The organism is Brevundimonas sp. Br13 (assembly GCF_055391505.1).
The window spans coordinates 1858908-1881804 of the sequence record NZ_AP044008.1; the positions used below are offsets into that span (position 1 = coordinate 1858908).

Sequence of the window (22897 nt, forward strand, 5' to 3'; positions counted from 1 at the left end):
CCGATGGCCCAGACCAAGAACATTCGTCGGGTCGGCCCGACCGAGGCCCGCGCCAAGCAGGTCAACATGCGCATCAGCCCTCAGAAGCTGAACCTGGTCGCCGCCTCGATCCGCGGCATGCCGGTTCAGAAGGCGCTGAACGAGCTGGAATTCAGCCGTAAGCGCATCGCCGGCGACGTCCGCAAGGTCCTGTATTCGGCGATCTCGAACGCCGAGAACAACCACAACCTCGACATCGACAACCTGGTCGTCGCCGAGGCCTTTGTGGGCAAGAACCTGGTGATGAAGCGTTTCGCGAGCCGCGCTCGTGGTCGCTCGTCGCGCATCCTGAAACCGTTCAGCGAGATCACCATCGTGGTCCGCGAAGCCGGCGAGGCCGCCTGATGGGACAGAAAATCAATCCGGTCGGTCTGCGCCTCGGCGTGAACCGCACGTGGGACAGCCGTTGGTTCGCCGCCGGCGCCGACTATTCCCGCCTGCTGCACCAGGACCTGAAGCTGCGCGAGTGGCTGCGGGAACGCCTGTCGGCCGCCGGCGTGTCGCGCATCATCATCGAGCGCCCGCACAAGAAGTGCCGCATCACCATCTATGCCGCCCGCCCGGGCGTCGTGATCGGCAAGAAGGGCGCTGACATCGAGAAGCTCCGCAAGGACATCTCGGCGCGCACCGAAGGTGAAGTTCACCTGAACATCATCGAAGTCCGCAAGCCGGAAACCGACGCCCAGCTGATCGCCGAGAACATCGCGCAGCAGCTGGAACGCCGCGTCGCCTTCCGTCGCGCCATGAAGCGCGCCATGCAATCGGCCATGCGTCTGGGCGCCAAGGGCATTCGGATGAATGTCTCGGGTCGTCTGGGCGGCGCTGAAATCGCGCGGATGGAATGGTATCGCGAAGGCCGCGTGCCGCTTCACACCCTGCGGGCCGACATCGACTACGGCTTCTACGAAGCCAAGACGACCTACGGCATCATCGGCGTGAAGGTCTGGGTGTTTAAGGGTGAGGTGCTCGAGCACGACCCGATGGCCCAGGACAAGCGTTGGGCCCAGGAAGCCTCGGGTCCGTCCTCGAACGAAGGCCGCGAACGCGGCGGCCCCCGTGGCGACCGCGGTCCGCGTCGCGATCGGGGACGTGAGAACTAAGTCATGTTGCAACCGAAGAAGACCAAGTACCGCAAGGCCTTCAAGGGCCGTATCCACGGCTCGGCCAAGGGCGGCTTCTCGCTGAACTTCGGGTCGTACGGCCTGAAGACGCTGGAACCGGAACGCATCACGGCGCGTCAGATCGAAGCGGCCCGCCGCGCGATCACCCGCCAGATGAAGCGTCAGGGCCGCGTCTGGATCCGCGTCTTCCCCGACCTGCCCGTCACGGGCAAGCCGGCCGAAGTCCGGATGGGTAAGGGCAAGGGCGCCGTGGACTATTGGGCGGCGCGCTGCCACCCGGGCCGCATCCTGTTCGAAATCGACGGCGTGTCGGACGAGGTCGCCCGCGAGGCGCTCCGTCTCGGCGCCGCCAAGCTGCCGGTCCGCACCAAGGTGGTGACCCGCATCGACGCCGGCATCGCCCAAGTTGAGGAAGCCGCCTAATGACCAAGATCGCCGATCTGCGGTCGCAAACGACCGACCAACTGGCCGACGAGCTGCTGAAGCTCAAGAAGGAACAGTTCAACCTGCGTTTCCAGGCGGCCACCGGCCAGATGGAGAAAACCCACCGCGTGGGTGAAGTGCGCAAAGACATCGCCCGCATCTCGACGCTTCTGCGCGAGAAGCGTGCGGCCTCGTAAGGAAACGAATATGCCCAAGCGAATTCTTGAAGGCGTGGTCGTGTCCGACAAGGGCGACAAGACCGTCGTCGTGAAGGTGGAGCGCACCCTGCTGCACCCGCTGCTGAAGAAGACCGTCCGGTCTTCCAAGAAGTATCACGCCCACGACGAAGCCAACGCGCTCAAAGTCGGCGACATCGCTCGCATCGTCGAGTGCGCCCCCAAGTCCAAGTTGAAGCGCTGGGAAGTCCTTTCCAACGCCTCCGCCTCGTAATCAGAAGGATCTGATCTTATGATCCAGATGCAAACTAACCTGGAAGTGGCCGATAATTCGGGCGCCCGCCGGGTCATGTGCATCAAGGTGTTGGGCGGCTCCAAGCGCCGCTACGCCTCGATCGGCGACACTATCGTCGCCTCCGTGAAGGAAGCCATTCCGCGCGGCCGCGTGAAGAAGGGCGACGTCGTGCGCGCCATCGTCGTGCGCACCGCCAAGGACATCCAACGCAAGGACGGCTCGGTCATCCGTTTTGACAAGTCGGCCGCCGTCATCGTCAACAAGCAGAACGAGCCCGTCGGCACGCGGATCTTCGGCCCGGTTCCCCGCGAACTGCGCGCCAAGAACCACATGAAGATCATCTCGCTGGCTCCGGAGGTCCTGTAACCATGGCCGCCAAGATCAAGAAGGGCGACCGCGTCGTCGTCCTCACCGGCAAGGACAAGGGCCGCACGGGCAATGTGCTGAAGGTCCTGCCCTCCGAAAACCGCGTCGTCGTGGAAGGCGTCAACATGGTTCAGCGCCACACGCGCCCGAGCCAGGCTGACCCGCAGGGCGGCATCAAGAACAAGGAAGCCTCGCTTCACCTGTCGAACGTCGCGATCGCCGACGCCAACGGCAAGGCGACCCGCGTCGGCTTCCGGATCGAAGGGGACAAGAAGGTCCGCTTCGCCAAGACGACGGGAGACGTCATCTGATGGCTACCGAGAAATACACTCCCCGCCTCAAGGCCGAGTATCAGAGCCGCATCCGTGCGGAGATGAAGGCCAAGTTCGGCTATACGAACGAGATGCAGGTGCCCAAGCTGGACAAGATCGTCCTGAACATGGGCATCGGCGAAGCCGTCGCCGACTCCAAGAAGGCCAATGCGGCCCTCAAGGATCTGACGGCCATCGCCGGTCAGAAGGCCGTCGCCACCAAGGCCCGTAACTCCATCGCCGGCTTCAAGCTGCGCGAAGGCATGGTCATCGGCGGCAAGGTCACCCTGCGCGGCGACCAGATGTACGAGTTCCTGGACCGTTTCATCACGATCGCGCTTCCGCGCGTGAAGGACTTCCGCGGTCTGAAGGGCACGTCCTTCGACGGTCGCGGCAACTACGCCACCGGTCTGAAGGAACACATCGTGTTCCCGGAAATCAATTACGACCAGATCGACCAGATGTGGGGCATGGACATTGTCGTCTGCACCACGGCCAAGACCGATGAGGAAGCCAAGGCTCTCCTCACCGAGTTCAAGTTCCCGTTCTTGAAGAACTGAGCGGGAAGGGAAGAGCACAATGGCTAAAAAGAGCGCCGTAAACCGCAACGAAGCCGTCAAGGCCCTGGTTGCGAAGTATGCCGCGAAGCGGGCCGCCCTGAAGGCGACCGCCAACGACGAAAACCTGCCGCTTGAGGAGCGCTTCGCCGCGCGCCTGAAGTTGGCTGAACTGCCGCGCAACTCCGCGCCGAGCCGCATTCGCAACCGTTGCGAAGTGACCGGTCGTCCGCGTGCGTTCTATCGCAAGCTCAAGATGAGCCGGATCGCGCTGCGTGAGCTTGGCAACCTGGGTCAGATCCCGGGCCTGACCAAGTCCAGCTGGTAAGGGGAGCGAAGAGACATGATGATCAACGATCCCCTGAGCGACATGATCGCTCGCATCAAGAACGCGGCGACCCGCAAGCGTTCCAAGGTGCTGACCCCCGCTTCCCGTCTGCGCCAGCGCGTCCTCGACGTGCTGCAGGACGAGGGCTACATCCGCGGCTACAACCTGGTTCAGAACCCGGGTGAGTTTCCGCAGTTCGAGATCGAGCTGAAGTATTTCGACGGTCAGCCCGTCATCGCCGAGATCGCGCGCGTGTCCAAGCCGGGCCGCCGCGTCTACTCCGCGATCGGCGATCTGAAGCCCGTCAAGAACGGCCTCGGCATCTCGATCCTCTCGACTTCGAAGGGCGTCATGTCCGACGCCGCCGCTCGCGACGCCAATGTCGGCGGCGAAGTCCTCTGCAGGGTCTACTGATATGTCCCGTATTGGCAAGAAAACCATCGCAGTGCCGAAGGGCGTGACGGTCACGCTCGACGGCCAAACCGTCTCGGTGAAGGGTCCGAAGGGCGAACGCTCCTGGACCGTCGCCGAAGAGATCGAAGTCAAGCACGAAGGCGACGAGCTGTCGCTGGGCCTGCGGACCGACACCCAGCGCGGTCGCGCCATGTGGGGTCTGTCGCGCACCCTGGTCGACAACATGGTCACCGGCGTCACCACCGGCTTCGAGAAGTCGCTGGAACTGGTCGGCGTGGGTTACCGCGCCGCGATGAAGGGCAACGCCCTGTCGCTGCAGCTCGGCTTCTCGCATGAAGTCGACATCGACCCGCCGGCCGGCGTCAGCTTTGCTGTTCCGAAGCAGACCGAGATCAAGATCCTGGGCGCGGACAAGCAGGCCGTCGGTCAGATCGCCGCGGTCATCCGCAAGCTGCGTCCGCCGGAGCCCTACAAGGGCAAGGGCGTCCGTTACGCCGGCGAGACCGTGCGTCGCAAGGAAGGCAAGAAGAAGTAAGTCATGGCTCTTTCTCTTCGACAACAAGCCAAGCGCCGCGCCGAGCGCACGCGCCGTCGCCTGAAGGCTGTCGCCAACGGTCGCCTGCGTCTGTCGGTCTATCGTTCGGACAAGAACATCTCGGCCCAGATCATCGACGACGCCCAGGGCGTGACGGTCGTGGCCGCCTCGTCGCTGGAAGGCGGCAGGGGGTCCAAGGGGTCGGACATCGCCGCGGCTACGGCCATCGGCAAGCTGATCGCCGAGCGCGCCATCGAGAAGGGCGTCAAGGACGTCGTCTTCGACCGGGGCGAGTACATCTATCACGGACGGGTGAAGGCGCTGGCGGAAGCCGCGCGTGAAGCCGGCCTGAACTTCTAAGGGACGCGACAGATGGCGCAACAACCCCAACGCGGCGGCGGCGATCGTAATCGCCGCGACCGCAACGCTCCCGCCGCCGCCGAGGCCCCGGAAAGCGACATCATCGAGAAGCTGGTGCACATCAACCGCGTCGCCGCCACCGTTAAGGGCGGCCGTCGCTTCAGCTTCGCCGCCCTGATGGTCGTCGGCGACGGCAAGGGTCGCGTCGGCTTCGGTCACGGCAAGGCGCGCGAAGTGCCGGAAGCCATCCGCAAGGCGACCGAAGAAGCCAAGAAGACGATGATCCGCGTGCCTCTGCGCGAGAACCGCACCCTGCACCACGACGGCGCCGGCCGTTGGGGCGCCGGCAAGATCATGATGCGCGCGGCCCCTCCCGGCACCGGCGTCATCGCGGGCGGTCCGATGCGTGCGGTCCTCGAAACCCTCGGCGTCCAGGACGTCGTGGGCAAGTCGACCGGTTCGTCGAACCCCTACAACATGATCCGTGCGACGTTCGAAGCCCTGAAGGTTCAGTCGTCGCCCCGTCAGGTCGCGTCCAAGCGCGGCAAGAAGGTCGCGGATCTGATGGGTCGTCGCAACGACGGCGCCTCGGCGCCGGAAGCCGTGGAGTCCTAAGTCATGGCCGAGAAGAAGACCGTCACCATCAAGCAGATCGGCTCGCCGATCCGCCGCAAGAACGACCAGCGCGCCACCCTGGTGGGCCTGGGCCTGAACCGCATGGGTCGTGAAGCGACCCTGGAGGACACCCCTTCGGTTCGCGGCATGATCGCCAAGGTCCACCACCTGGTGGAAGTGGTCGAGAAGTAAGACTGTTCGCTACGCGAAGTGGCGAGTGATGAGTGGCGAGTGACGAGTAGCCCGGGTGTCGGTTCGACCGATTTCTCTTGACTCGCCACTCATCACTCGCCACTCGCCACTTTCTTTTTTCCAAGCCGAGTCCGGACGAATGTCCGGGCGCTAGCACCCGAAAGGATCAGGCACATGAAACTGAACGAAATCCGCGACAACGAAGGCGCGCACAAGAAGCGCATGCGCGTGGGCCGCGGCCCCGGCTCCGGCAAGGGCAAGACCTCGGGCCGCGGCGTCAAGGGTCAGAAGTCGCGGACGGGCGTCAGCCTGCTGGGCTTCGAAGGCGGCCAGATGCCGCTGTACATGCGCATGCCCAAGCGCGGCTTCAACAATCCCAATGCCCTGAAGCTGGCCGAAGTGAACCTGTGGCGTCTGCAAGACGCCATCGACGCCGGCAAGCTGGACGCCTCGGCCGAGATCAAGGGTGAAGCCCTGGTCGCCGCCGGCGTGATCCGCCGCGTCAAGGACGGCGTCCGTCTGCTGGGCACCGGCGAAATCAAGGCCAAGCTGAACCTGGTCGTCTGGTCGGCCACGGCCGGCGCCAAGAAGGCCATCGAAGCCGCAGGCGGTTCGGTTCTCGAACAGCGTATCGAAGCCGAAGCCAAGGCTGCGGCCCGCGTCGAGAAGCGCAACGCCGCCAAGGGCAAGGCTCCGGCCCCCAAGGCGCCCAAGGGCGACGCCAACAAGGTCTCGGCCCGCGCCAAGCGCGCCGCTTCCAAGGGCTAAACAACGCGTCGTCGCGGCGCGTATAGGCCGTGGCCTGAATACACCTGCGACGACGAAACAACGGAAGCGGCCCTCGCATGAGGGCCGCTTTCCGCCTATCTGACGACTCAGTCAGTCGTGGGGACGCATAATGGCTTCGGCCGCAGAACAACTCGCCGCCAATATGAACATGGGCTCGTTCGCCAAAGCGACCGAGCTGCACAAGCGCCTGCTGTTCACGCTGGGCGCCTTGCTGGTTTATCGCATCGGCACCTATGTGCCGATCCCAGGCATCAACTCGCAGGCCTTCCTGCAGTTCTTCCAGGACCCCTCGGGTCAGCGCGGCATCCTGGACATGTTCAACATGTTCTCGGGCGGCGCGGTGGAGCGGATGGCCATCTTCGCGCTGAACGTCGCGCCCTATATCTCGGCGTCGATCATCGTGCAGCTGATGGGCACGGTGTATCCGCCCTGGGAGAAGCTGAAGAAGGAAGGCGGGGAGAGCGGCCGCAAGCAGCTGAACCAGTACACCCGCTATCTGACGGTCTTCCTGGCCCTGGCCCAGTCGCTGGGCATCGCGGCGGGTCTGAACGCCCAGCCGGGTCTGGTCGACAATCCGGGGATCTTCTTCCTGGTCTCGACCGTCGTGACCCTGACGGGCGGCACCATGTTCCTGATGTGGCTGGGCGAGCAGGTGACGGCGCGCGGCGTCGGCAACGGCATTTCTTTGATCATCTTCGCGGGCATCGTGGCGGTTCTGCCCTCGACCATCGCCCGGATGCTGGGCCTGGCCCAGCAGGGTCAGATGTCGGCCTTCGCCCTGTTCTTCATCGCCGTTCTGGCCGTGGCGACCGTGGTCTTCATCGTCTTCATGGAACGGGCTCAGCGCCGTCTGCTGATCCAGTATCCGAAGCGCCAGGAAGGCAACCGGATGGCGGGAGGCGAGCGCTCGTTCCTGCCGCTGAAGGTCAACACCGCCGGCGTCATCCCGCCGATCTTCGCCTCGTCCCTGCTGATGCTGCCGACCACAGTGGCCAGCCTGACCGCCAATGCGGACCTGCCGTCCTATCTGGGCTGGCTGCCGCTGGTCACCTCGCAACTGACCCACGGCCAGCCTCTGTTCATGGCCCTGTACGCCGCCCTGATCATCTTCTTCTGCTTCTTCTACACCTCGATCACCTTCAACCCGGAGGACACGGCCGAGAACCTGCGGAAATACGGCGGCTTCCTGCCGGGGATCCGTCCGGGCAAGCGCACGGCCGAATATCTGGACTATGTCCTGACCCGCCTGACGGTGATCGGCGCGGCCTATATCACCGCCGTCTGCCTGCTGCCGGAGTTCATGGTCGCCCAGATGGGCAACAGCCTCTACTTCGGCGGAACGTCTATCTTGATCGTGGTGTCGGTGACGATGGACACTGTGGCCCAGATCCAGTCCCAACTGCTGGCGCACCAGTACGAGGGGCTGATCAAGAAGGCCAAGCTGCGCGGTCGCGGCGGTCGTGGCGCGCCCACGCCCGTCCGTCGCTGAGTTGACTAGAAGACGCCTGGGGAGGACTTGCGCGTGAACTTGATCCTGTTTGGACCGCCGGCGGCGGGCAAGGGGACCCAGGCCAAGCGGCTGGTGGAAGAGAAGGGCATGATCCAGCTCTCCACCGGCGACATGCTTCGGGCCGCCATCGCCTCGGGCTCGGAGCTGGGCCTCAAGGTCAAGGACGTGCTGGCGCGCGGCGATCTGGTGACGGACGAAATCGTCATCGCCCTGATCGAGGATCGTCTGCCGGAGGCCGAGGCCGCCGGGGGCGCCATCTTCGACGGCTTCCCCCGCACCGTAGCCCAGGCCGAAGCCCTGGACGCCATGCTGGCCAAGCGCGGCGCCCAGATCGACGCCGTGGTCCGGCTGAAGGTCGACGACGCCGCCCTGCTGGAGCGGATCGCCAAACGCTACGCCGAACAGGGCCGCCCGGATGACAATCCGGAGACCTTCGCGGTCCGTCTGGACGCCTACAACCGCAACACCGCCCCGCTGCTTCCCTATTATGAAGCCCAGGGCAAGTTGACCGAGGCGGACGGCATGGGCTCGATCGAGTCCGTCGCCAAGGCGATCGACGAAGCCCTGGCGTGACCCAAGTCGTTTTCGGGCGTTTGGGAACGGATGCCTGAAACCGAGATCCAGTCTGACAGAAGGCGCGCCCGCAGACGCTGGCGCGCCTTCGCCGTCTTCGGCGGGGTCGCCGCCGCCGAAATCGCCCTGATCCTGATGCTGGGACAGGTGAAGGGCCGGCCCCCCCGGACCCCCATGGCGGACGGCCCCCCGCCGTTCGAGGTGCTGCTCTATGATACGCCGCCGCCGATCCTGGAGCGCCCCTCTGCGCCCAAGGCGGGGGGAGGGGCGCCGGCCGCGCCCTCGCGCATTCACACGCCGCCCAAGCCGCAGCCAGATCGCCCGCGCGAACTGCCGTCGCCGTCGAAGCCGGCGCCCCAGCCCGTCCCAGTCGTGGGCGTCGCGCCTTCCCCCTCGCCGGAACCCGGGTTGGGTCAGGGCGGCCAGGGGACCGGCGCGGGTTCCGGCGTCGGCGCGGGGTCCGGGCCGGGCAGCGGCTCGACGGGGCCGCGCCTGATCACGGGGCCGTCCATGGCCCAGGTCCGCGCCAACCACCCGCGCCAGGCCCGCAGCCGCTACGGCCGAGTCGAACTGTCTTGCCGCATCCGGTTAGACAGCCGGCTGGAAGCCTGTCGCGTGGTGGAGGAGACCCCTGTCGGCCTGGGCTTCGGGGCGGCGGGACTGGCTGTGGCCGACTATTTCCGTTTCCAGCCGCCGACCGAGAACGGGCGTCCCCTCGAGGGGCAGCAGGTGACGGTGGGCGTCGACTTCGGCATTCCCCCGCGTCGCTGATCCACCGCTTCGCAGGGTGGCGGCCTAAGCCCCTTGACCGGAACCGGGTTGCGGCGTTCAACATTGATGCACAGAGGCTGATCGCCGCCGTTCGAGGCGGGTCTGAGTGACGGTTTAGGCGGTGGACCGAAAAAGTCTGGCCGGCAGGGTTGCGCGCAGCCGTTGACGCCCGGTGAATCATCTGTATAAGGGCGCCTTCCCGCGAAGGGCGCCACGCTCCTGGTTTGTTAACCGGAGCGTTTGTTGCGTCTGAATAACGCGTATCTGGAGAATTTCGTGGCCCGTATCGCTGGCGTCAATATCCCGACCAACAAGCGCGTTGAAATCGCGCTTCAGTACATCCACGGCATCGGCCCGGCCGCCGCCAAGGACATCACCGAAAAGGTCGGCATCGAAGCCGCCCGCCGGGTGAACCAGCTGACGGACGCCGAAGTCCTGTCGATCCGCGAGACCATCGACCGCGACTATACGGTCGAGGGCGACCTGCGCCGCGAAACCTCGATGAACATCAAGCGTCTGATGGACCTGGCCTGCTATCGCGGCCTGCGTCACCGCAAGGGCCTGCCGGTCCGCGGTCAGCGCACCCACACCAATGCTCGCACCCGCAAGGGTCCGGCCAAGCCGATCGCCGGCAAGAAGAAGTAAGAGAGAGCTGACCGATGGCCAAGGAACCGGGTCGCGTAAAGCGCCGCGAACGCAAGAACATCACCTCGGGCGTCGCCCACGTGAACGCCAGCTTCAACAACACCATGGTGACCATCACCGACGCGCAAGGGAATGCGATTTCCTGGTCGTCGGCCGGCCACATGGGTTTCAAGGGCTCGCGTAAGTCCACCCCGTACGCCGCCCAGATGGCGGCCGAGGACGCCGGCAAGAAGGCACAGGAACACGGCTTGAAGACGCTGGAAGTCAACGTCTCGGGTCCGGGCTCCGGCCGTGAGTCGGCCCTGCGCGCCCTGCAGGCCGTCGGTCTGACGATCACCACCATCCGCGACGTCACCCCGATGCCGCACAACGGCTGCCGTCCGCCCAAGCGTCGTCGCGTCTAAGCGACACCGCCTAAAGCACCCCCATCTCCGTCGGCTCCACCATGGCCTCGTCGACAAGGCCGGAGCCGACGAAACCCGTTCGAGGGACAAAATGATCGAAAGAAACTGGCAAGAGCTGATCCGTCCCGAGAAGCCGCAGATCGAGATCGGTTCCGACGCCCAGCGTAAGGCGCGTCTGGTGGCCGAGCCTCTGGAGCGCGGCTTCGGTGTGACGCTCGGCAACGCCCTTCGTCGCGTTCTGCTGTCCTCGCTGCAAGGCGCGGCGGTGACGGCGATCCAGATCGACGGCGTGGTTCACGAATTCTCGTCGCTGGAAGGCGTGCGCGAAGACGTGGTCGACATCGTTCTGAACATCAAGCAACTGGCGCTGCGCATGCACGCCGAAGGCCCCAAGCGCATGACCCTGCGCGCGACGGGCCCCGGCGTGGTGACGGCCGGCCAGATCGACGTGCCGGCGGACATCGAGGTTCTGAACCCCGATCACGTCATCTGCACCCTGGACGACGGCGCCTCGATCCGCATGGAGCTGACCGTCCAGAACGGCAAGGGCTATGTGGCGGCCGAGTTCAACCGTCCGGAAGACGCGCCGATCGGCCTGATCGCCGTCGACGCCCTGTACTCGCCGGTCAAGAAGGTGGCCTATCGCGTCGAGCCGACCCGTCAGGGCCAGTCGCTGGACTACGACAAGCTGCTGCTGGAAGTCGAAACCAACGGCGCGGTCACGCCGGTTGACGCTGTGGCTTACGCCGCGCGCATCCTGCAAGACCAGCTCCAGATCTTCATCACCTTCGAAGAGCCCAAGAAGGCTGTCGAGCAGTCGGACGGCAAGCCCGACCTGCCCTTCAACCCGGCCCTGCTGAAGAAGGTGGACGAGCTGGAGCTGTCGGTCCGTTCGGCCAACTGCCTGAAGAACGACAACATCGTCTACATCGGCGACCTGATCCAGAAGACCGAGGGCGAAATGCTTCGCACCCCGAACTTCGGCCGCAAGTCGCTGAACGAGATCAAGGAAGTTCTCGCGACCATGGGGCTCAGCCTCGGCATGGACGTGCCGAACTGGCCGCCCGAAAACATCGAAGATCTGGCCAAGAAGTTCGACGACCAGATCTAAGTTCAACCCTCCGCCCGTCTCCTCTCGGGGAGAATGTCGGGGCGGTTAGAAGATTACGAGCCTAGGTCTCCCCAGGAGATACCGGGTTCGGAGTAGGAGAGACCCTGATGCGCCACGGCGCCGCCCATCGTAAACTCGGTCGCACGACCAGCCACCGCACCGCCATGTTCGCCAACATGGCCGCCTCGCTGATCAAGCACGAGCAAATCACCACGACCCTGCCCAAGGCGAAGGAACTGCGTCCCTTCGTCGAGAAGCTGGTCACCCTGGCCAAGAAGGGCGACCTGCACGCGCGTCGTCAGGCCATCAGCCAGGTCCGCGACGTGCCGCAGGTCGGCAAGCTGTTCGAAACGATCGGCCCGCGCTACGCCGAACGCAACGGCGGCTACATCCGGATCATGAAGGCCGGCTTCCGCCACGGCGACAACGCCCCGATGGCCGTGATCGAGTTCGTCGATCGCGATGTCGAAGCCAAGGGCAAGGACTCCGGTCCGGTCCTGGCCTATGAAGGCGATGACGAGGCTTAAGCCTTTCGTCTCTGACGAGACTGAACACCGAAAGGGCGGCCGGAGCGATCCGGCCGCCCTTTTGCTTTACGCGGCGATGGGGCAAGAGGCGGCCATGTCCGTCGCCATCGTCCAATTCCGTCCCGACCATGCCGCCGCCTGGGCCCGGCTGAACGAGGCCTGGCTGGCCGAGGGCGGTTTCGCCGTCGAGGCCAAGGACCGGCGCTCCATCGACGATCCCCATGGGGTCTTCATCGCCGGCGGAGGGCGGATCTTCATCGTCGAGCGGGACGGGGAGGCGGTCGGCTGCTGCGCCCTGATCCGTATGCCCGACGGGTTTGAGGTGTCGAAGATGACGGTGACGCCCGCCGCGCGCGGCTTGGGCTTGGCGCGGCGTCTGCTGGAGGCCTGCGAGGCGGCGGCCCGGGCCGAGGGCGCGACCCTGCTGTATCTCGAGACCAACAGCGCCCTGAAGCCGGCGATCGCCCTGTACGAGAGCTTCGGCTTCGTCCACCTGCCGCCCCGCCCGACCCCCTACGCTCGCGCCGACGTCTTCATGGAGAAACGGCTCTAACGGCTGTCAGGGGGGCTTCAGCCCGCCTCCGCCTATTCCTTCGACAGATCCTGACGCTGGAACCAGGCGATAGAGGCTGCGACCGGCGCGACGCACCACAGGACCAGGCTGACCACCGCCTTCATGACCACGCCCTCGGGCAAGGGCATGGGGCCGGGAGCGAGGGCGGCTTTCAAAGTGTCATAGGCCAAGCCGGGCAGCAGCAATTGCGCGGCCCAGTCACTCGGCTCCCAGCCGAGAATGGGCAGCAGCGGTCCCCCGAGGATGGTCTGGGCGAAACCCAGAGCCCAGGGGGCGAACAGGGTCGCCAGCAGGGACCGGCTGACGACCGCCGCCAGTAGGGCGATGAGGCCGTATTGAACGATCCGGATGTAGGACAGAAGCCAGGTCAGAAGGAACTGAACCAGGTCGAAGTCGGACAGGTCGAAGATCATCGGCCGTCCGGCCACCAGGGCCTGTGTGACGAAGAAGATGAAGGCGGCGATCAGCATGGCCAGCATGGCGATCATGGCCAAGACTTTCATCACCCCGATCTTGCCCAGGATCAGCCAGGGTCGGCCGTTGCGAGCGCTGATCAGTCGCCAGGTCTCCCAGCGGTAGTCGCCGGCGTAGACCGCCGCCGCCGCCAGCAACATGAAGACCAGCAACACGCCGTTGGCGCCGTTGCCGGCCGCAAAGCCGAAGGCCTCGGCCAGATTGACGGGCTGATTGCCCAAGGTCGCGGGCAGATTGGCCTTGGCAGCCAGTGCGTCGCCCTTGGCCTTGGTCATGATCTGGTAGGCCAGCCCGCCGAAGACGAACAGCAGCGGCGTCAGCAGGATGCTGAAGAAGAGCGTCGTCCGGTTCCGCGAGACGCGATAGGCCTCGGATTTCAGCGCATCAACCAGCATGATCGGTCCCCTTGTCGGGCGCGCCCTGCACGCCGGTCCAGCCGGTTTCGCTCATGAAGACGTCTTCCAGGTCGGCGCCGATCCAGCGGGCCTCTTCGATATCGACCCCGGCCTCGACCAGGGCGCGGATGGCCGCCGGCGTCTCGGCGCGGGTCAGGGCGGCGATCAGGGCCTCGCCGTCCAGCGTCGCCTTGTCGCCCAGCACCCCCATGGCCTTGGCGAGCGGGGTGGCCGAAAGGCGCAGACGTTCGCCTGAGGCCGTCAGGTCCGAAACCCGGCCTTCGGTGATCACCTTGCCCTTGTTGAAGATGGCGACGCGGTCGCAGACGCGCTGGACCTCCTGAAGCTGGTGGCTAGCCAGGATGACGGTGACGCCGTCGTCGTCGGCCAGGCTGCGGATCAGGGCGCGCATCTCCTGGATGCCGGGCGGGTCCATGCCGCTGGTCGGTTCGTCCAGAATGACGAGGTCCGGCTTGGTCATCAGGGCGGCGGCGACGCCCAGGCGTTGCATCATGCCGACCGAGAAGCCGCGCACCCGTCTGTCAGCCGCCTCGCCCAAGCCCACCCGCTTCAGCCAGGCCTCGATATCCGAGGACGCGACGCCGCCGTGGGCGTGGCCCAGCCAGACCAGGACCTGACGCGCCGTCATGAAGGGAGGGAAGCGCGGCGTCTCGATCATGGAGCCCATCCGCCGCGTCGCCGCCGGATCGCCGATCCGGCCGCCCATGACCGTCGCCTCGCCCGCAGTCGGACGGATCAGGCCGAGCAGGGTGCGAAACAGCGTCGACTTGCCGGCGCCGTTGGGGCCGAGGATGCCGTAGACGCCGCCCCGGGGGATCGACAGGGTCAGGCCGTCCAGGGCCTTCACCGTCCCATAGGTCTTGGTCAGGCCGCGGATCTCGATGACGGTTTGCATAGGATGAGCTTGGCGCGAGAACGGCGTTCCCACAAGGCGTCGTGCGGCTGTCGTCCATTAAGATTAGGCAATGGTTCGGCGGGGCGCCGGCGCACGGCTAGGACCAAAGGTCCAAGGGCGGCGGCTTGCATTCTGAGCGGCCTGGGCCGATCTGGGGCGCGTGATGTCATCCCCTGCCATAGTGATCGTGGGCGCCGGCGTGCTGGGCCTGAGCACCGCCTTCAGCCTGACCCGGCGGGGGCATGCGGTGACGGTCATCGACTCGGGCGGTCCGAATGCGTCGATCGTGGCGGCGGGCATGGTGGCCCCGGCGATGGAGTCCGTTTTGGACGACGTCACGCCCGAGACGGCGGCCCTGTTCTGCGCGGGCCGGGATCTGTGGCCCGACTTCGCCGAGGCGGCGGGGATCGCCCTGGCGCGCCGACCGGCCGAATGGCGCGGCGGCGACGTCGCCGGTCTGGCGGCGCGATTTGAAGCCTTGGGCTTTGAGGCGCGCCGGACCGGCGACCGGCTGATCACGGATGAGGATTATCAGATCGACCCCGGCCAGGCCTTGGGCGCCTTGGCCCAGGCGGTGGCGCAGGCTGAAGGCGGCGCTGTGGTGCAGGACCGCGTCTCGGCCCTGGTTCAGACGGCCGACGGCTGGTCGATCGAACTGGGCCGACGCAGCCTGCACGCCGCCGCGGTCGTGCTGGCGACGGGGGTCGAGGCGGCGATAGAGGGGGCCCCGGAGGCGACGCGGCGGCTGATCGACGGCGTTCAGCCCATTCGCGGTCAGATCGGCGTGACCGGCGAGACTCTGGCGGATCATGTGGTGCGCGGTCCCGGCGCCTATGTGGCGCCGATGGCCGGCGGAACTGTGATCGGCGCGACGATGGAGCCGGGGCGTCGCGACGCCGCGCCGGACTGGACCGTGGGCGAAAGGCTGAGCCAGGCCGCCTGGCGCGTTCTGGGTCGGACGCCTGCGCCGCTGCACATCGACTGGCGTGTCGGGGTGCGAGGCGCGTCGGCAGACGGCCTGCCCATGGCGGGGCCCGCGCCGGACGGCAGGGCCCTGTTCCTGGCCCTGGCCCCCCGCCGCAACGGATGGCTGCTGGGGCCGATGGTCGGGACCGTGGTCGCCGATGCGATCGAGGGGCGAACGCCGCAAGCCTACGCCCACGCCCTCGATCCTCGGCGATTTAAGGCCGAAACCTAGTCCTCCATTGCGAAGCGGACGGTGAAGTTCACCGTCGCCCCATCCACCGGACGGCCGTCGACCGTGCGAGGGTTCATCCGGAAGGCGCGCGTCAGGCTGAGAGCCGCCCGACCGAAGCCTTGGCCGTTCGGAGTCTCGCCGGCGACGCGGCAGGCGGTCAGGCCGCCGTCGATGCGAACCAGGCAGGACAGGGTGGCCGCGCCCGAAACGCCGTCTTCGGCGGCCCGGCTGGGATAGGCCCGCGCCATCTGGGCGGACGAGGGGCGGCTGGCCCAGCTGGGGTTGTTGATGACGGAGACGGCGCGGACGGGGGTTTCGACCGTCGCGGTTCCGCCCTCGACCCCGCTGGGCGCCGTGCTGATGACAGGCAGGCCCGGTGAAGCCGTGACCGCCGACGGCTCGGGCGGGGTCAAGGCCACGGTCTCGACATCGGCCGGCGCAGGGTTGCGGGGCGGGTGGAGGGGCGTCGGCGGCGCTGCGACCTTCTGGACCGGTTCTGGCTCAGGCTTGCGCTCCGGCGGAGCCAGGCTGACAGTCACATGCGGCAGTTCGTCGATCACCGGCTCCGGCTTCAATTCGAACCGCTGGGTGTAGAGCGCCACGCCTATGCCGACATGGACCAGGATCGAAACCCCGATGGCGGCCGGCATCCAGCGCGGCATCGGTTTCTTGCGTTCCCCATAGTCGATGGGGTTGACGGCGCCGGGACCTCCGGCGGCGCGGATCATCATATCGACACTCCCTCGTTCACCGCCCCCGCAGCGCCCGTAACCGAAAGTGAGCGCCCAGGTTGTGGCGGGATTGCGGCGGTGTTTCAGCGGTCGACGAAGGTCGAAAGCTTGACCTTACGGTTAAAGCCGGTCTTAACGATTAAGGGTTGGTTAACCATGTTCGACGAGGCTCCGCCTGTTATGGGCATCCGAGCGATTCCATCTTCGGGCGGCGTTGAGGCGGCGATTCAGCGCGCGTCCCAGGCGGTGGGCGTCGATTACGACTTCCTGGTCAAGACCGCCCGACGCGAGAGCGCGCTCAATCCTTCGGCCAAGGCGCCGACCTCATCGGCGGCGGGTCTCTTCCAATTCATCGAACAGACCTGGTTGGCCACCGTCAAACAGCACGGCGCCCAGCATGGGTACGGCCAGTACGCGGATCTGATCCACCGCGGCGCCGACGGGCGATGGCGGGTCGAGGGTTCGGCCCGCAATGTGGTTCTGGACCTGCGGTTCGATCCGCATGCGGCCTCGACCATGGCGGCGGAGCTGACGGCGTCGAACGCCGCCTATCTGCGGGGCCGCACCGGCAAGGAGCCGGGCGCGGGCGACCTCTATGCGGCCCATTTTCTGGGACCGGCGGGTGCGGCCAGTCTGATGACGGCCATGGACCGCAACCCGGGCGGCAGCGCGGCGGCCCTGTTTCCCGAAGCGGCCCGCGCCAACCGCAGCATCTTCTACAAGGATGGGCGGCCGGCCACCGTGGCCGAAGTCTACGCCAATCTGCAACGCACGGCCGGGACCGGGGCGCCGGCGGCGGGCGTCGGCGATGAGCGGCCCGTGGCGCCGGAACTCAGCGACCGGGACCAGATGCTGGCGGCCCGCCTGGATCGCTTGAAGCAGGATCAGGGGCTCTTGGCCCTGTTGCTGGGCCAGGACGGATCGGCCGGCGGCGGCTTCGGCGGCGCCTTCTCGCCAGACGACGCCCAGGGCGCCTAAACAGGTTTTGCGCGGGCGGAAATTCTGCCGAAACGCCCCGATGGTAAACTGGGCGTTAAGCATGGCAGGATGATCGTATCGGGGACGCCCGATTCCCGAACGAGCCATCCATGACCGCCTATCGCGCCCGACTGACCGAGACGGATATCCAGCGCCTGATCAAGGCGACGGAGGACGACGACCGGGCGGAGGCGGCCTATAAGCTGTGCCGCAGCATGGATCGCGCCGATCTGGACGAACGGGACCGCGAAGCCGCCCAGAAGATTCTGCGCCTCCTGGCCAACGATGCAGCCGAACTGGTCCGGCGGGCCATGGCTGTGACCTTGAAGGCGTCGGATCTGCTTCCGATCGACGTGGCGCGTCGGCTGGCGGCCGATGTCGACAGCATCGCCCTGCCGGTGATCAGCGCCTCTCCGGTCTTCAGCGACGAGGATCTGATTGAGATCGTCCGCGCCGGTTCGCCAGTGCGCCAGGTCGCGGTCGCCGGCCGGCCGCGCGTGTCGCGAGACGTCGCGGGCGTGCTGGCGGGCGTTGGTTGCGAACAGGCCGTGCGAATGCTGGCGGCCAATGACAACGCCGATCTGTCGGAACAGGCCCTGGGCGTGATCGTGGACCGTTTCGCCGCCTCGCCTGAGGTGGTTACCGCCGTGGCCTATCGCCAGGTTCTGCCTCTGCATGTGACCGAGCGGCTGATCGTCCTGGCCAGCGAGACGGTGCGGGAGCATCTGGTCGCCCGGCATGCGGTGGCGCCCGAGACGGCGATCCGTCTGGCCCAGTATGCGCGCGAACGGGCGACCGTCGATCTGGTCGATCAGGCGGCCTCCAGCGCGGACATCGGCGCCTTCATGGCCCAGTTGAACCTTCGCAAGTCGTTGAATGCGTCTCTGCTGCTGCGGGCCCTGGCGCGCGGCCAAATGGCGATGTTCGAACATGGCCTGGCCGAACTGGCCAACACTCCGCACCAGCGCGCCTGGCTGATGATCCATGACGCAGGTCCCCTGGGCTTGAAGGCGATCTACGACCGGGCCGGTCTGCCGCCGCGCCTGTTTCAGGCGTTCCGCGCCGGGGTGGACACCTGGCGGGCCCTGTCCGCCGAAGGGGCGGACACCTCCAGCGACCTGTTCCGCCAGCGCATGCTGGAGCGCTTCCTGACGCAGCGACCGAACGTGCTGCGCGAGGATCTGGCCTATCTCATGGAAAGGCTGGACCAGCCGCAGAGCCGCGGGTCGGCGGCGGCCGCCAGCGCCGCCTGACCAGGGGCGGCCGGCTCAGGCCCACTCGGTTCAGGCCCCACTCGATTCAGGCCGCGCGGTATTCGGCGACCTTGGCTTCCAGGGTCTCGGCCAGGGTGCGCCCCACAGGATGTTCGTCTGTCTTGATCTGGTCGCGCACCACGGCGCGGATGGCGTCGATATGGGCGTCCAGAAGCGTCATCGGCGCCTGCATCCGCTTGCCGGCGTCGTCCAGCATCTTGCACAGCGACCCGGCGATGCGCGTGACCAGCGGATATTCATAGGTCGTGCCCAAACCCTTCAGGTCGTGGGCGCGGAAATAGAGGTTTTCGGCCGTCTCGGGCGTATAGCCCTCTTCGCGGATCCGGGCCTGGGCGGCGTCCAGCTTGACGATCTCGTCCTTCAGCCACTGATCGAACTGAGCCGCCATGGCCTTCAGGGCTTCTTCGGCCCGCGCAACGGCGTCGGCGTTGATGCCGAAACCGCCGCCGACCTTCATGCGGAGGGCGTTGGGCGGACGAATGACGTGCGAAGGATCGCTCATGACGGGCTCCCGGAAATTTACGCGAACCCTAACGGGCCGCTCTTAAGAAGCCGTGTAGGGGGGGTCAGTTGGTGAACTGTTCCGTCATCACCCGTTCGTCGAAGGATCGACCGGCGTCGAACAACATGGTCAGGGCGACGTCGCGCCGCTCGCGCACCTCGACGCTGGCGACGCGCCGAACCTCGAAATTGTCGGCCGTGGCTGAGACGGGCCTCTTGTCCGGTTCCAGCACGTCGAAGCGCACCCGAGCCTCGTGGGACAAAAGGGCGCCGCGCCAGCGCCGGGGCCGGAAGGCGCTGATCGGCGTCAGCGCCAGGATGCGCGCGTCCAGCGGAATGATCGGCCCGTGGGCGGATAGATTGTAGGCGGTCGATCCGGCCGGCGTCGCCACCAGACAGCCGTCGCAGGACAGCTCCTCCAACCGAACCTTGCCGTCCACCGTGATTTTCAGCTTGGCGCTCTGTCGCGTCTGACGCAGCAGGGACACCTCATTGATGGCCAGGCCCGTATGCACCTCGCCCGCTTCGGTCCAGGCGTCCATCTGCAACGGATGGATGACCGTGCGTTCGGCGGCGACGATTCGGGCGATCAGATCGTCCTCGTCATAGTCGTTCATCAGAAAGCCGACCGAGCCCCGGTTCATGCCGTAGACGGGCGTCCGGCGGCGCAGATTGCCGTGCAGGGTCTCCAGCATCTGGCCGTCGCCGCCCAAGGCGACGATGACGTCCGCCTGTTCTTGCGGCACGGCGCCGTAGCGGGCGATCAGAGCCTGACGCGCGGCCTGGGCCTCTGGACGGTCGCTGGCGGCGAAGGCCAGGGCGGGAACGGGCGGGATCTGGGTCACGGCCGAACGAGAGCCCTAGCTTGACCGCGAAGTCAAACGATCGCGGTGCGCTCCATTATCTGGCGAAAGGCGCGGGCGGCCGAACGGCTGTTCATCGGCGTCGCGCTCCATGCGCCCCCGCCGGGCCGTCCGTCGGTCAGTTTGCGGACTTCCGACAGCACATTGGCGAAGACCGCTCGATCCAGTCCGACTGCGGTGCAGGCCAGATAAAGCGGCTCCGCAGTAGACGAGTGGATGGCGGAGCGCACCTGAGCCGGCGTGAATCCTCCCAGTTGCACCAGGGCCTGTTCGAACAGGCTCAGACGCTGTTCGCGCAAGGCTCGGATCAATATGCCGGGCCGAAGTTGCCCGGCCGCCTGAAGCTTGTCGACCAGACGTTTTTCCATCTCTTGCCGCTCGCGATCGGCGTTGCGGCCGGTGGGTTGCAACGGCCGCCAAGTGGGGGAATGCACCGCCTTGGCCGCCGCCTCCCGCACCGCCGCGTTCAGGCGGGCGTCGTCGATCTTGAACCGCTCGCCGATGGACTGCCGCAGGGCCTGTCCGACCCATTGGTACAGATCATGGGCGAGATCTGCGTTCAGGCGGGGGTGACGGGTCAGGGGCGCGCGAAGACCGGCGATACGCCGGGAATGTTCGATCAGACGACGCATGGCCGCATCGCTGATGTCGGCGGTCCGGTTCGACGCCAGGGCCGTCATGGTCACGGGATCGGCCTGATCCACGATCGCCTCTACGACCCCATGAGACAGGTGCGGCCGCCGCGCCACGGCGATCTGATGCTCCAGCGTGGTCTCCAGCAGGATCCGGATCAGGTCCGCGTCCTGCAACAGGGGGCTGGCGGCGATGACCGGCGCCGCGATCTCGATCTCGTCCAGCGCCAGCATGTTGATCAGAGCCGGCGGGGCCCAATCCGCTGCGGCGAGGCGTTCGGACAGCAGGCGGCGAATATCCCGCTCGGCCTGGGCGGCCAGGGTCAGGAAGATTTCCGCCAGGGCGGGCGCCAGGGCGGTGTTCGGCGGCGCGGCTTCGCACAGGGCGACCACGCCCAGCAATAGTCGCCGACGGTCGTCCGGCGCCTTGCTGCGCGCCAGGTCGATCAAATCCAAAGCGGGGTCGCGCGCGGGCGACGGCGATCTGAGCTGGGCGACAGCGGACAAGGCGGCGGCTCCGACGCGGGAAGGTACCGCTTGCAACTGTGACGCCTGGTCATGAAGACGCGGTTAATGAAATCTGAAGTGCGGCGGTTAATGCGCGTGTCGTTCGGGCTCGACTTGACGGACGCAGGCTGCGGAGGGACGGTTGGGCAAGGCCCGTCAGAGGCCCGCCCTAGGATAGGAGACCCCCATGGCCGACGACGCCGTCCTCAGTCTGAAATCTCGCGTCTCCGAGGCGGAATGGCGCACCCGGGTGGAGTTGGCCGCCCTCTATCGGCTGGTCGCCCTCCACGGTTGGGACGACATGATCTTCACCCACATTTCGGCGCGCGTTCCGGGGGCGGAGCATCATTTCCTGATCAATCCCTACGGCTACTATTTCGACGAGATCACCGCCTCATCCCTGGTGAAGGTCGATCTGGACGGCAACATCGTTCAGGAGACCGCCGACTTCATCAATCCGGCGGGCTTCACCATCCATTCCGCAGTCCATGCGGCGCGGGAAGACGCAAAGTTCGTGATCCATCTCCATACGGTGAACGGGGTCGGGGTGGCGGCCCAGCAAGGCGGTTTGTTGCCGATCAGCCAAAACGCCTGTTTACTACAGCATCAGGTTGCGTATCATGGATACGAGGGGTTGGCTCTGAACCATGACGAGCGCGAACGTCTGGTCGCCGATCTGGGGGACAAGCCGCTGATGCTGTTGAGAAATCACGGCACGCTCGCGGTCGGGGAAACGGCGGCTCAGGCATGGATCGGCATCTTCTTCCTGGAAAGAGCCTGCGCCCAGCAGGTCGCCGCCCTGTCAGCGGGGCCGGATCAGGTCTTGATCGCGCCCGATCAGGCCCAGGCGGAGACCAAGGCGCAGGGCCGGGGGATCGGCTTCGTCGCCGCCCTGGCCTGGCCCGGGGCGCTGCGGCAGCTGGATCGCAAGTCGCCCGGCTACGACGCCTGACCGCAGCGGCGGCGGGTCTGGCGCTCGCCTGGCCTGCCTTGGCGCAGGCGGGAGCCTGGAACCCGCCGAAGGGCCAGGGGCAGGCGATCATCAAGTATGAAAACCAGCGGGGCGATACGGGCTTCGATCCTTCAGGTGAGGAGGTTCCCCTGCCGGCCCAGCGCCGTGATGCGGCCCTGGGCCTGTTCGCCGAATATGGAGTAGGCGACGCCCTGGCGATTCGGTTGAAGGCGGATTGGCAGGACGGAGAAGACGCCTTCGTCGATTATCAGGGGCGCGGCCCGGTGGAAATCGGCGCTTCTTGGCAGGTTTGGCGAGACGACGGCGGCGCCGTCTCCGTCTACGGCGGCTACGCCTGGGCGGGGGAGGGGCGCAATGCGGGCTATGCGGCGCCGGGAGTCGGCGAACATGATTGGGAGGCGCGGGTGTCGGCGGCGTGGTCCCTGGGCGAAATGGGCGGGCGATGGGGGATGGACCAGTCCTTCGTCGAACTTCAGGTCGCGCGTCGCCTCCGCGACGATCTGCCCAATGAGACCCGGATCGACGCCACCATCGGGGCGCGGTTCGACGCACGATGGCTGATTCTGGGCCAAGCCTTCGCAGGCGCGGCGGACGGCGGCGCGCGCTGGCTGTCGCTCGAAGGTTCCCTCGTCAGGGACATTGGCGACTGGAGCCTTCAGGCGGGCTGGCGCCAGACTCTCGCGGGCCGCGAGGCGGCGGTCGTTCATGGACCCGTTGTGGCGATCTGGCGCAGGTTTTGACGAAAACCGCGCGACGGAATTCGCCGTAAGTCACGTTACGGATAGGTAAGGTTGCGCGCCTGAGAGAAGACGCTAAGCG

34 protein-coding genes are annotated in these 22897 nt (G+C 66.5%); 28 read left to right on the forward strand and 6 right to left on the reverse strand.

Features of this window, described 5'->3' with window-relative positions:
- The first annotated feature begins 3 nt into the window (after nt 1–3).
- The 23 genes from rplV (at nt 4) to ACZ5M6_RS09240 (ending at nt 12615) form a co-directional block, all read left to right on the forward strand.
- On the forward strand, nt 4–384 hold the full coding sequence (gene rplV, locus ACZ5M6_RS09130; RefSeq protein ID WP_054765460.1) for a 50S ribosomal protein L22: 381 nt from the start codon (nt 4–6) through the stop codon (nt 382–384).
- Nucleotides 384–1139, forward strand: coding sequence for a 30S ribosomal protein S3 (rpsC, locus tag ACZ5M6_RS09135; protein ID WP_054765461.1), 756 nt, complete (start codon nt 384–386; stop codon nt 1137–1139). Before rplV ends, rpsC begins: the two co-directional genes overlap by 1 nt.
- A 3-nt stretch (nt 1140–1142) precedes the next feature.
- Nucleotides 1143–1583 (forward strand): 50S ribosomal protein L16, encoded by a 441-nt coding sequence (gene rplP / locus ACZ5M6_RS09140; RefSeq protein ID WP_054765462.1) that lies wholly within the window; start codon nt 1143–1145, stop codon nt 1581–1583.
- Nucleotides 1583–1780 (forward strand): 50S ribosomal protein L29, encoded by a 198-nt coding sequence (gene rpmC, locus ACZ5M6_RS09145; protein WP_054765463.1) that lies wholly within the window; start codon nt 1583–1585, stop codon nt 1778–1780. Before rplP ends, rpmC begins: the two co-directional genes overlap by 1 nt.
- A 10-nt stretch (nt 1781–1790) precedes the next feature.
- Complete coding sequence (rpsQ, locus tag ACZ5M6_RS09150) at nt 1791–2033, forward strand: 30S ribosomal protein S17 (protein ID WP_201462487.1); 243 nt, start codon at nt 1791–1793, stop codon at nt 2031–2033.
- 18 nt (nt 2034–2051) lie between these two features.
- Nucleotides 2052–2420, forward strand: coding sequence for a 50S ribosomal protein L14 (rplN, locus tag ACZ5M6_RS09155; RefSeq protein ID WP_003164378.1), 369 nt, complete (start codon nt 2052–2054; stop codon nt 2418–2420).
- Nucleotides 2421–2422: 2 nt separating this feature from the next.
- Complete coding sequence (rplX, locus tag ACZ5M6_RS09160) at nt 2423–2731, forward strand: 50S ribosomal protein L24 (RefSeq protein WP_054765465.1); 309 nt, start codon at nt 2423–2425, stop codon at nt 2729–2731.
- The gene (gene rplE / locus ACZ5M6_RS09165; protein WP_464158252.1) at nt 2731–3291 is read left to right on the forward strand and encodes a 50S ribosomal protein L5; all 561 of its coding nucleotides are present in this window, start codon (nt 2731–2733) and stop codon (nt 3289–3291) included. Before rplX ends, rplE begins: the two co-directional genes overlap by 1 nt.
- Nucleotides 3292–3310: 19 nt before the next feature.
- The gene (gene rpsN, locus ACZ5M6_RS09170) at nt 3311–3616 is read left to right on the forward strand and encodes a 30S ribosomal protein S14 (protein WP_054765467.1); all 306 of its coding nucleotides are present in this window, start codon (nt 3311–3313) and stop codon (nt 3614–3616) included.
- Between the two features lie 15 nt (nt 3617–3631).
- On the forward strand, nt 3632–4030 hold the full coding sequence (rpsH, locus tag ACZ5M6_RS09175; protein ID WP_054765468.1) for a 30S ribosomal protein S8: 399 nt from the start codon (nt 3632–3634) through the stop codon (nt 4028–4030).
- Nucleotide 4031: 1 nt separating this feature from the next.
- Nucleotides 4032–4565: a 50S ribosomal protein L6 gene (gene rplF / locus ACZ5M6_RS09180; protein WP_054765469.1), complete on the forward strand. Its 534-nt coding sequence runs from the start codon at nt 4032–4034 to the stop codon at nt 4563–4565.
- Nucleotides 4566–4568: 3 nt separating this feature from the next.
- Complete coding sequence (gene rplR, locus ACZ5M6_RS09185; RefSeq protein ID WP_183215851.1) at nt 4569–4925, forward strand: 50S ribosomal protein L18; 357 nt, start codon at nt 4569–4571, stop codon at nt 4923–4925.
- Nucleotides 4926–4937: 12 nt separating this feature from the next.
- A complete protein-coding gene (gene rpsE, locus ACZ5M6_RS09190; RefSeq protein WP_054765471.1) occupies nt 4938–5540 on the forward strand; it encodes a 30S ribosomal protein S5 in 603 nt (200 codons plus the stop codon).
- Between the two features lie 3 nt (nt 5541–5543).
- The gene (rpmD, locus tag ACZ5M6_RS09195) at nt 5544–5732 is read left to right on the forward strand and encodes a 50S ribosomal protein L30 (RefSeq protein WP_054765472.1); all 189 of its coding nucleotides are present in this window, start codon (nt 5544–5546) and stop codon (nt 5730–5732) included.
- 174 nt (nt 5733–5906) lie between these two features.
- Nucleotides 5907–6500: a 50S ribosomal protein L15 gene (gene rplO, locus ACZ5M6_RS09200; RefSeq protein WP_152949964.1), complete on the forward strand. Its 594-nt coding sequence runs from the start codon at nt 5907–5909 to the stop codon at nt 6498–6500.
- A gap of 130 nt (nt 6501–6630) precedes the next feature.
- Complete coding sequence (gene secY / locus ACZ5M6_RS09205) at nt 6631–8010, forward strand: preprotein translocase subunit SecY (protein WP_182713952.1); 1380 nt, start codon at nt 6631–6633, stop codon at nt 8008–8010.
- 33 nt (nt 8011–8043) lie between these two features.
- Nucleotides 8044–8604, forward strand: coding sequence for an adenylate kinase (locus ACZ5M6_RS09210; protein ID WP_054766908.1), 561 nt, complete (start codon nt 8044–8046; stop codon nt 8602–8604).
- Between the two features lie 30 nt (nt 8605–8634).
- Nucleotides 8635–9375 carry an energy transducer TonB gene (locus ACZ5M6_RS09215; RefSeq protein ID WP_464158256.1) on the forward strand — a complete coding sequence of 247 codons (741 nt, stop codon included), beginning with the start codon at nt 8635–8637 and terminating at the stop codon, nt 9373–9375.
- Nucleotides 9376–9651: 276 nt separating this feature from the next.
- Nucleotides 9652–10020 (forward strand): 30S ribosomal protein S13, encoded by a 369-nt coding sequence (rpsM, locus tag ACZ5M6_RS09220; RefSeq protein WP_054766909.1) that lies wholly within the window; start codon nt 9652–9654, stop codon nt 10018–10020.
- A gap of 14 nt (nt 10021–10034) precedes the next feature.
- A complete protein-coding gene (rpsK, locus tag ACZ5M6_RS09225) occupies nt 10035–10424 on the forward strand; it encodes a 30S ribosomal protein S11 (RefSeq protein ID WP_054765476.1) in 390 nt (129 codons plus the stop codon).
- 91 nt (nt 10425–10515) lie between these two features.
- Entirely contained in the window at nt 10516–11535 is a 1020-nt protein-coding gene (locus ACZ5M6_RS09230; RefSeq protein ID WP_054765477.1) for a DNA-directed RNA polymerase subunit alpha, read from the forward strand.
- A gap of 107 nt (nt 11536–11642) precedes the next feature.
- Nucleotides 11643–12062 carry a 50S ribosomal protein L17 gene (gene rplQ, locus ACZ5M6_RS09235; RefSeq protein ID WP_054765478.1) on the forward strand — a complete coding sequence of 140 codons (420 nt, stop codon included), beginning with the start codon at nt 11643–11645 and terminating at the stop codon, nt 12060–12062.
- A gap of 94 nt (nt 12063–12156) precedes the next feature.
- Nucleotides 12157–12615, forward strand: a complete 459-nt coding sequence (locus ACZ5M6_RS09240; RefSeq protein ID WP_464158259.1) for a GNAT family N-acetyltransferase — start codon at nt 12157–12159, stop codon at nt 12613–12615.
- A gap of 32 nt (nt 12616–12647) precedes the next feature.
- Here the strand turns inward: ACZ5M6_RS09240 and ACZ5M6_RS09245 are convergent, their stop codons facing one another.
- Both ACZ5M6_RS09245 and ACZ5M6_RS09250 read right to left on the reverse strand, forming a co-directional pair.
- Entirely contained in the window at nt 12648–13505 is an 858-nt protein-coding gene (locus tag ACZ5M6_RS09245) for an ABC-2 transporter permease (RefSeq protein ID WP_464158261.1), read from the reverse strand.
- Nucleotides 13495–14421, reverse strand: coding sequence for an ABC transporter ATP-binding protein (locus ACZ5M6_RS09250; protein WP_464158263.1), 927 nt, complete (start codon nt 14419–14421; stop codon nt 13495–13497). Before ACZ5M6_RS09250 ends, ACZ5M6_RS09245 begins: the two co-directional genes overlap by 11 nt.
- A 163-nt stretch (nt 14422–14584) precedes the next feature.
- Between ACZ5M6_RS09250 and ACZ5M6_RS09255 the strand changes: the two genes are divergently transcribed.
- Complete coding sequence (locus ACZ5M6_RS09255) at nt 14585–15619, forward strand: NAD(P)/FAD-dependent oxidoreductase (RefSeq protein WP_464158265.1); 1035 nt, start codon at nt 14585–14587, stop codon at nt 15617–15619.
- Here the strand turns inward: ACZ5M6_RS09255 and ACZ5M6_RS09260 are convergent.
- On the reverse strand, nt 15616–16350 hold the full coding sequence (locus ACZ5M6_RS09260) for a TonB family protein (RefSeq protein WP_054765483.1): 735 nt from the start codon (nt 16348–16350) through the stop codon (nt 15616–15618). The genes ACZ5M6_RS09255 and ACZ5M6_RS09260 overlap by 4 nt on opposite strands.
- A 180-nt stretch (nt 16351–16530) precedes the next feature.
- Between ACZ5M6_RS09260 and ACZ5M6_RS09265 the strand changes: the two genes are divergently transcribed.
- A complete protein-coding gene (locus tag ACZ5M6_RS09265; protein WP_054766910.1) occupies nt 16531–17328 on the forward strand; it encodes a transglycosylase SLT domain-containing protein in 798 nt (265 codons plus the stop codon).
- 110 nt (nt 17329–17438) lie between these two features.
- Nucleotides 17439–18581, forward strand: coding sequence for a SpbR family protein (gene spbR / locus ACZ5M6_RS09270; RefSeq protein WP_464158267.1), 1143 nt, complete (start codon nt 17439–17441; stop codon nt 18579–18581).
- Nucleotides 18582–18627: 46 nt separating this feature from the next.
- Here spbR and ACZ5M6_RS09275 read toward each other — a convergent pair whose 3' ends face one another.
- The 3 genes from ACZ5M6_RS09275 to ACZ5M6_RS09285 all read right to left on the reverse strand — a co-directional run bounded on the left by ACZ5M6_RS09275 (nt 18628) and on the right by ACZ5M6_RS09285 (nt 21105).
- Complete coding sequence (locus tag ACZ5M6_RS09275) at nt 18628–19104, reverse strand: Hpt domain-containing protein (protein WP_464158269.1); 477 nt, start codon at nt 19102–19104, stop codon at nt 18628–18630.
- A gap of 64 nt (nt 19105–19168) precedes the next feature.
- A complete protein-coding gene (locus tag ACZ5M6_RS09280) occupies nt 19169–19948 on the reverse strand; it encodes an NAD kinase (protein WP_191555511.1) in 780 nt (259 codons plus the stop codon).
- A gap of 32 nt (nt 19949–19980) precedes the next feature.
- Nucleotides 19981–21105 (reverse strand): DUF2336 domain-containing protein, encoded by a 1125-nt coding sequence (locus tag ACZ5M6_RS09285; RefSeq protein WP_333895886.1) that lies wholly within the window; start codon nt 21103–21105, stop codon nt 19981–19983.
- Between the two features lie 187 nt (nt 21106–21292).
- Between ACZ5M6_RS09285 and ACZ5M6_RS09290 the strand changes: the two genes are divergently transcribed.
- Nucleotides 21293–22057, forward strand: a complete 765-nt coding sequence (locus ACZ5M6_RS09290) for a class II aldolase/adducin family protein (RefSeq protein WP_152949974.1) — start codon at nt 21293–21295, stop codon at nt 22055–22057.
- Between the two features lie 38 nt (nt 22058–22095).
- Nucleotides 22096–22818, forward strand: coding sequence for a hypothetical protein (locus ACZ5M6_RS09295; RefSeq protein WP_464158272.1), 723 nt, complete (start codon nt 22096–22098; stop codon nt 22816–22818).
- The last annotated feature ends 79 nt before the right edge of the window (nt 22819–22897 follow it).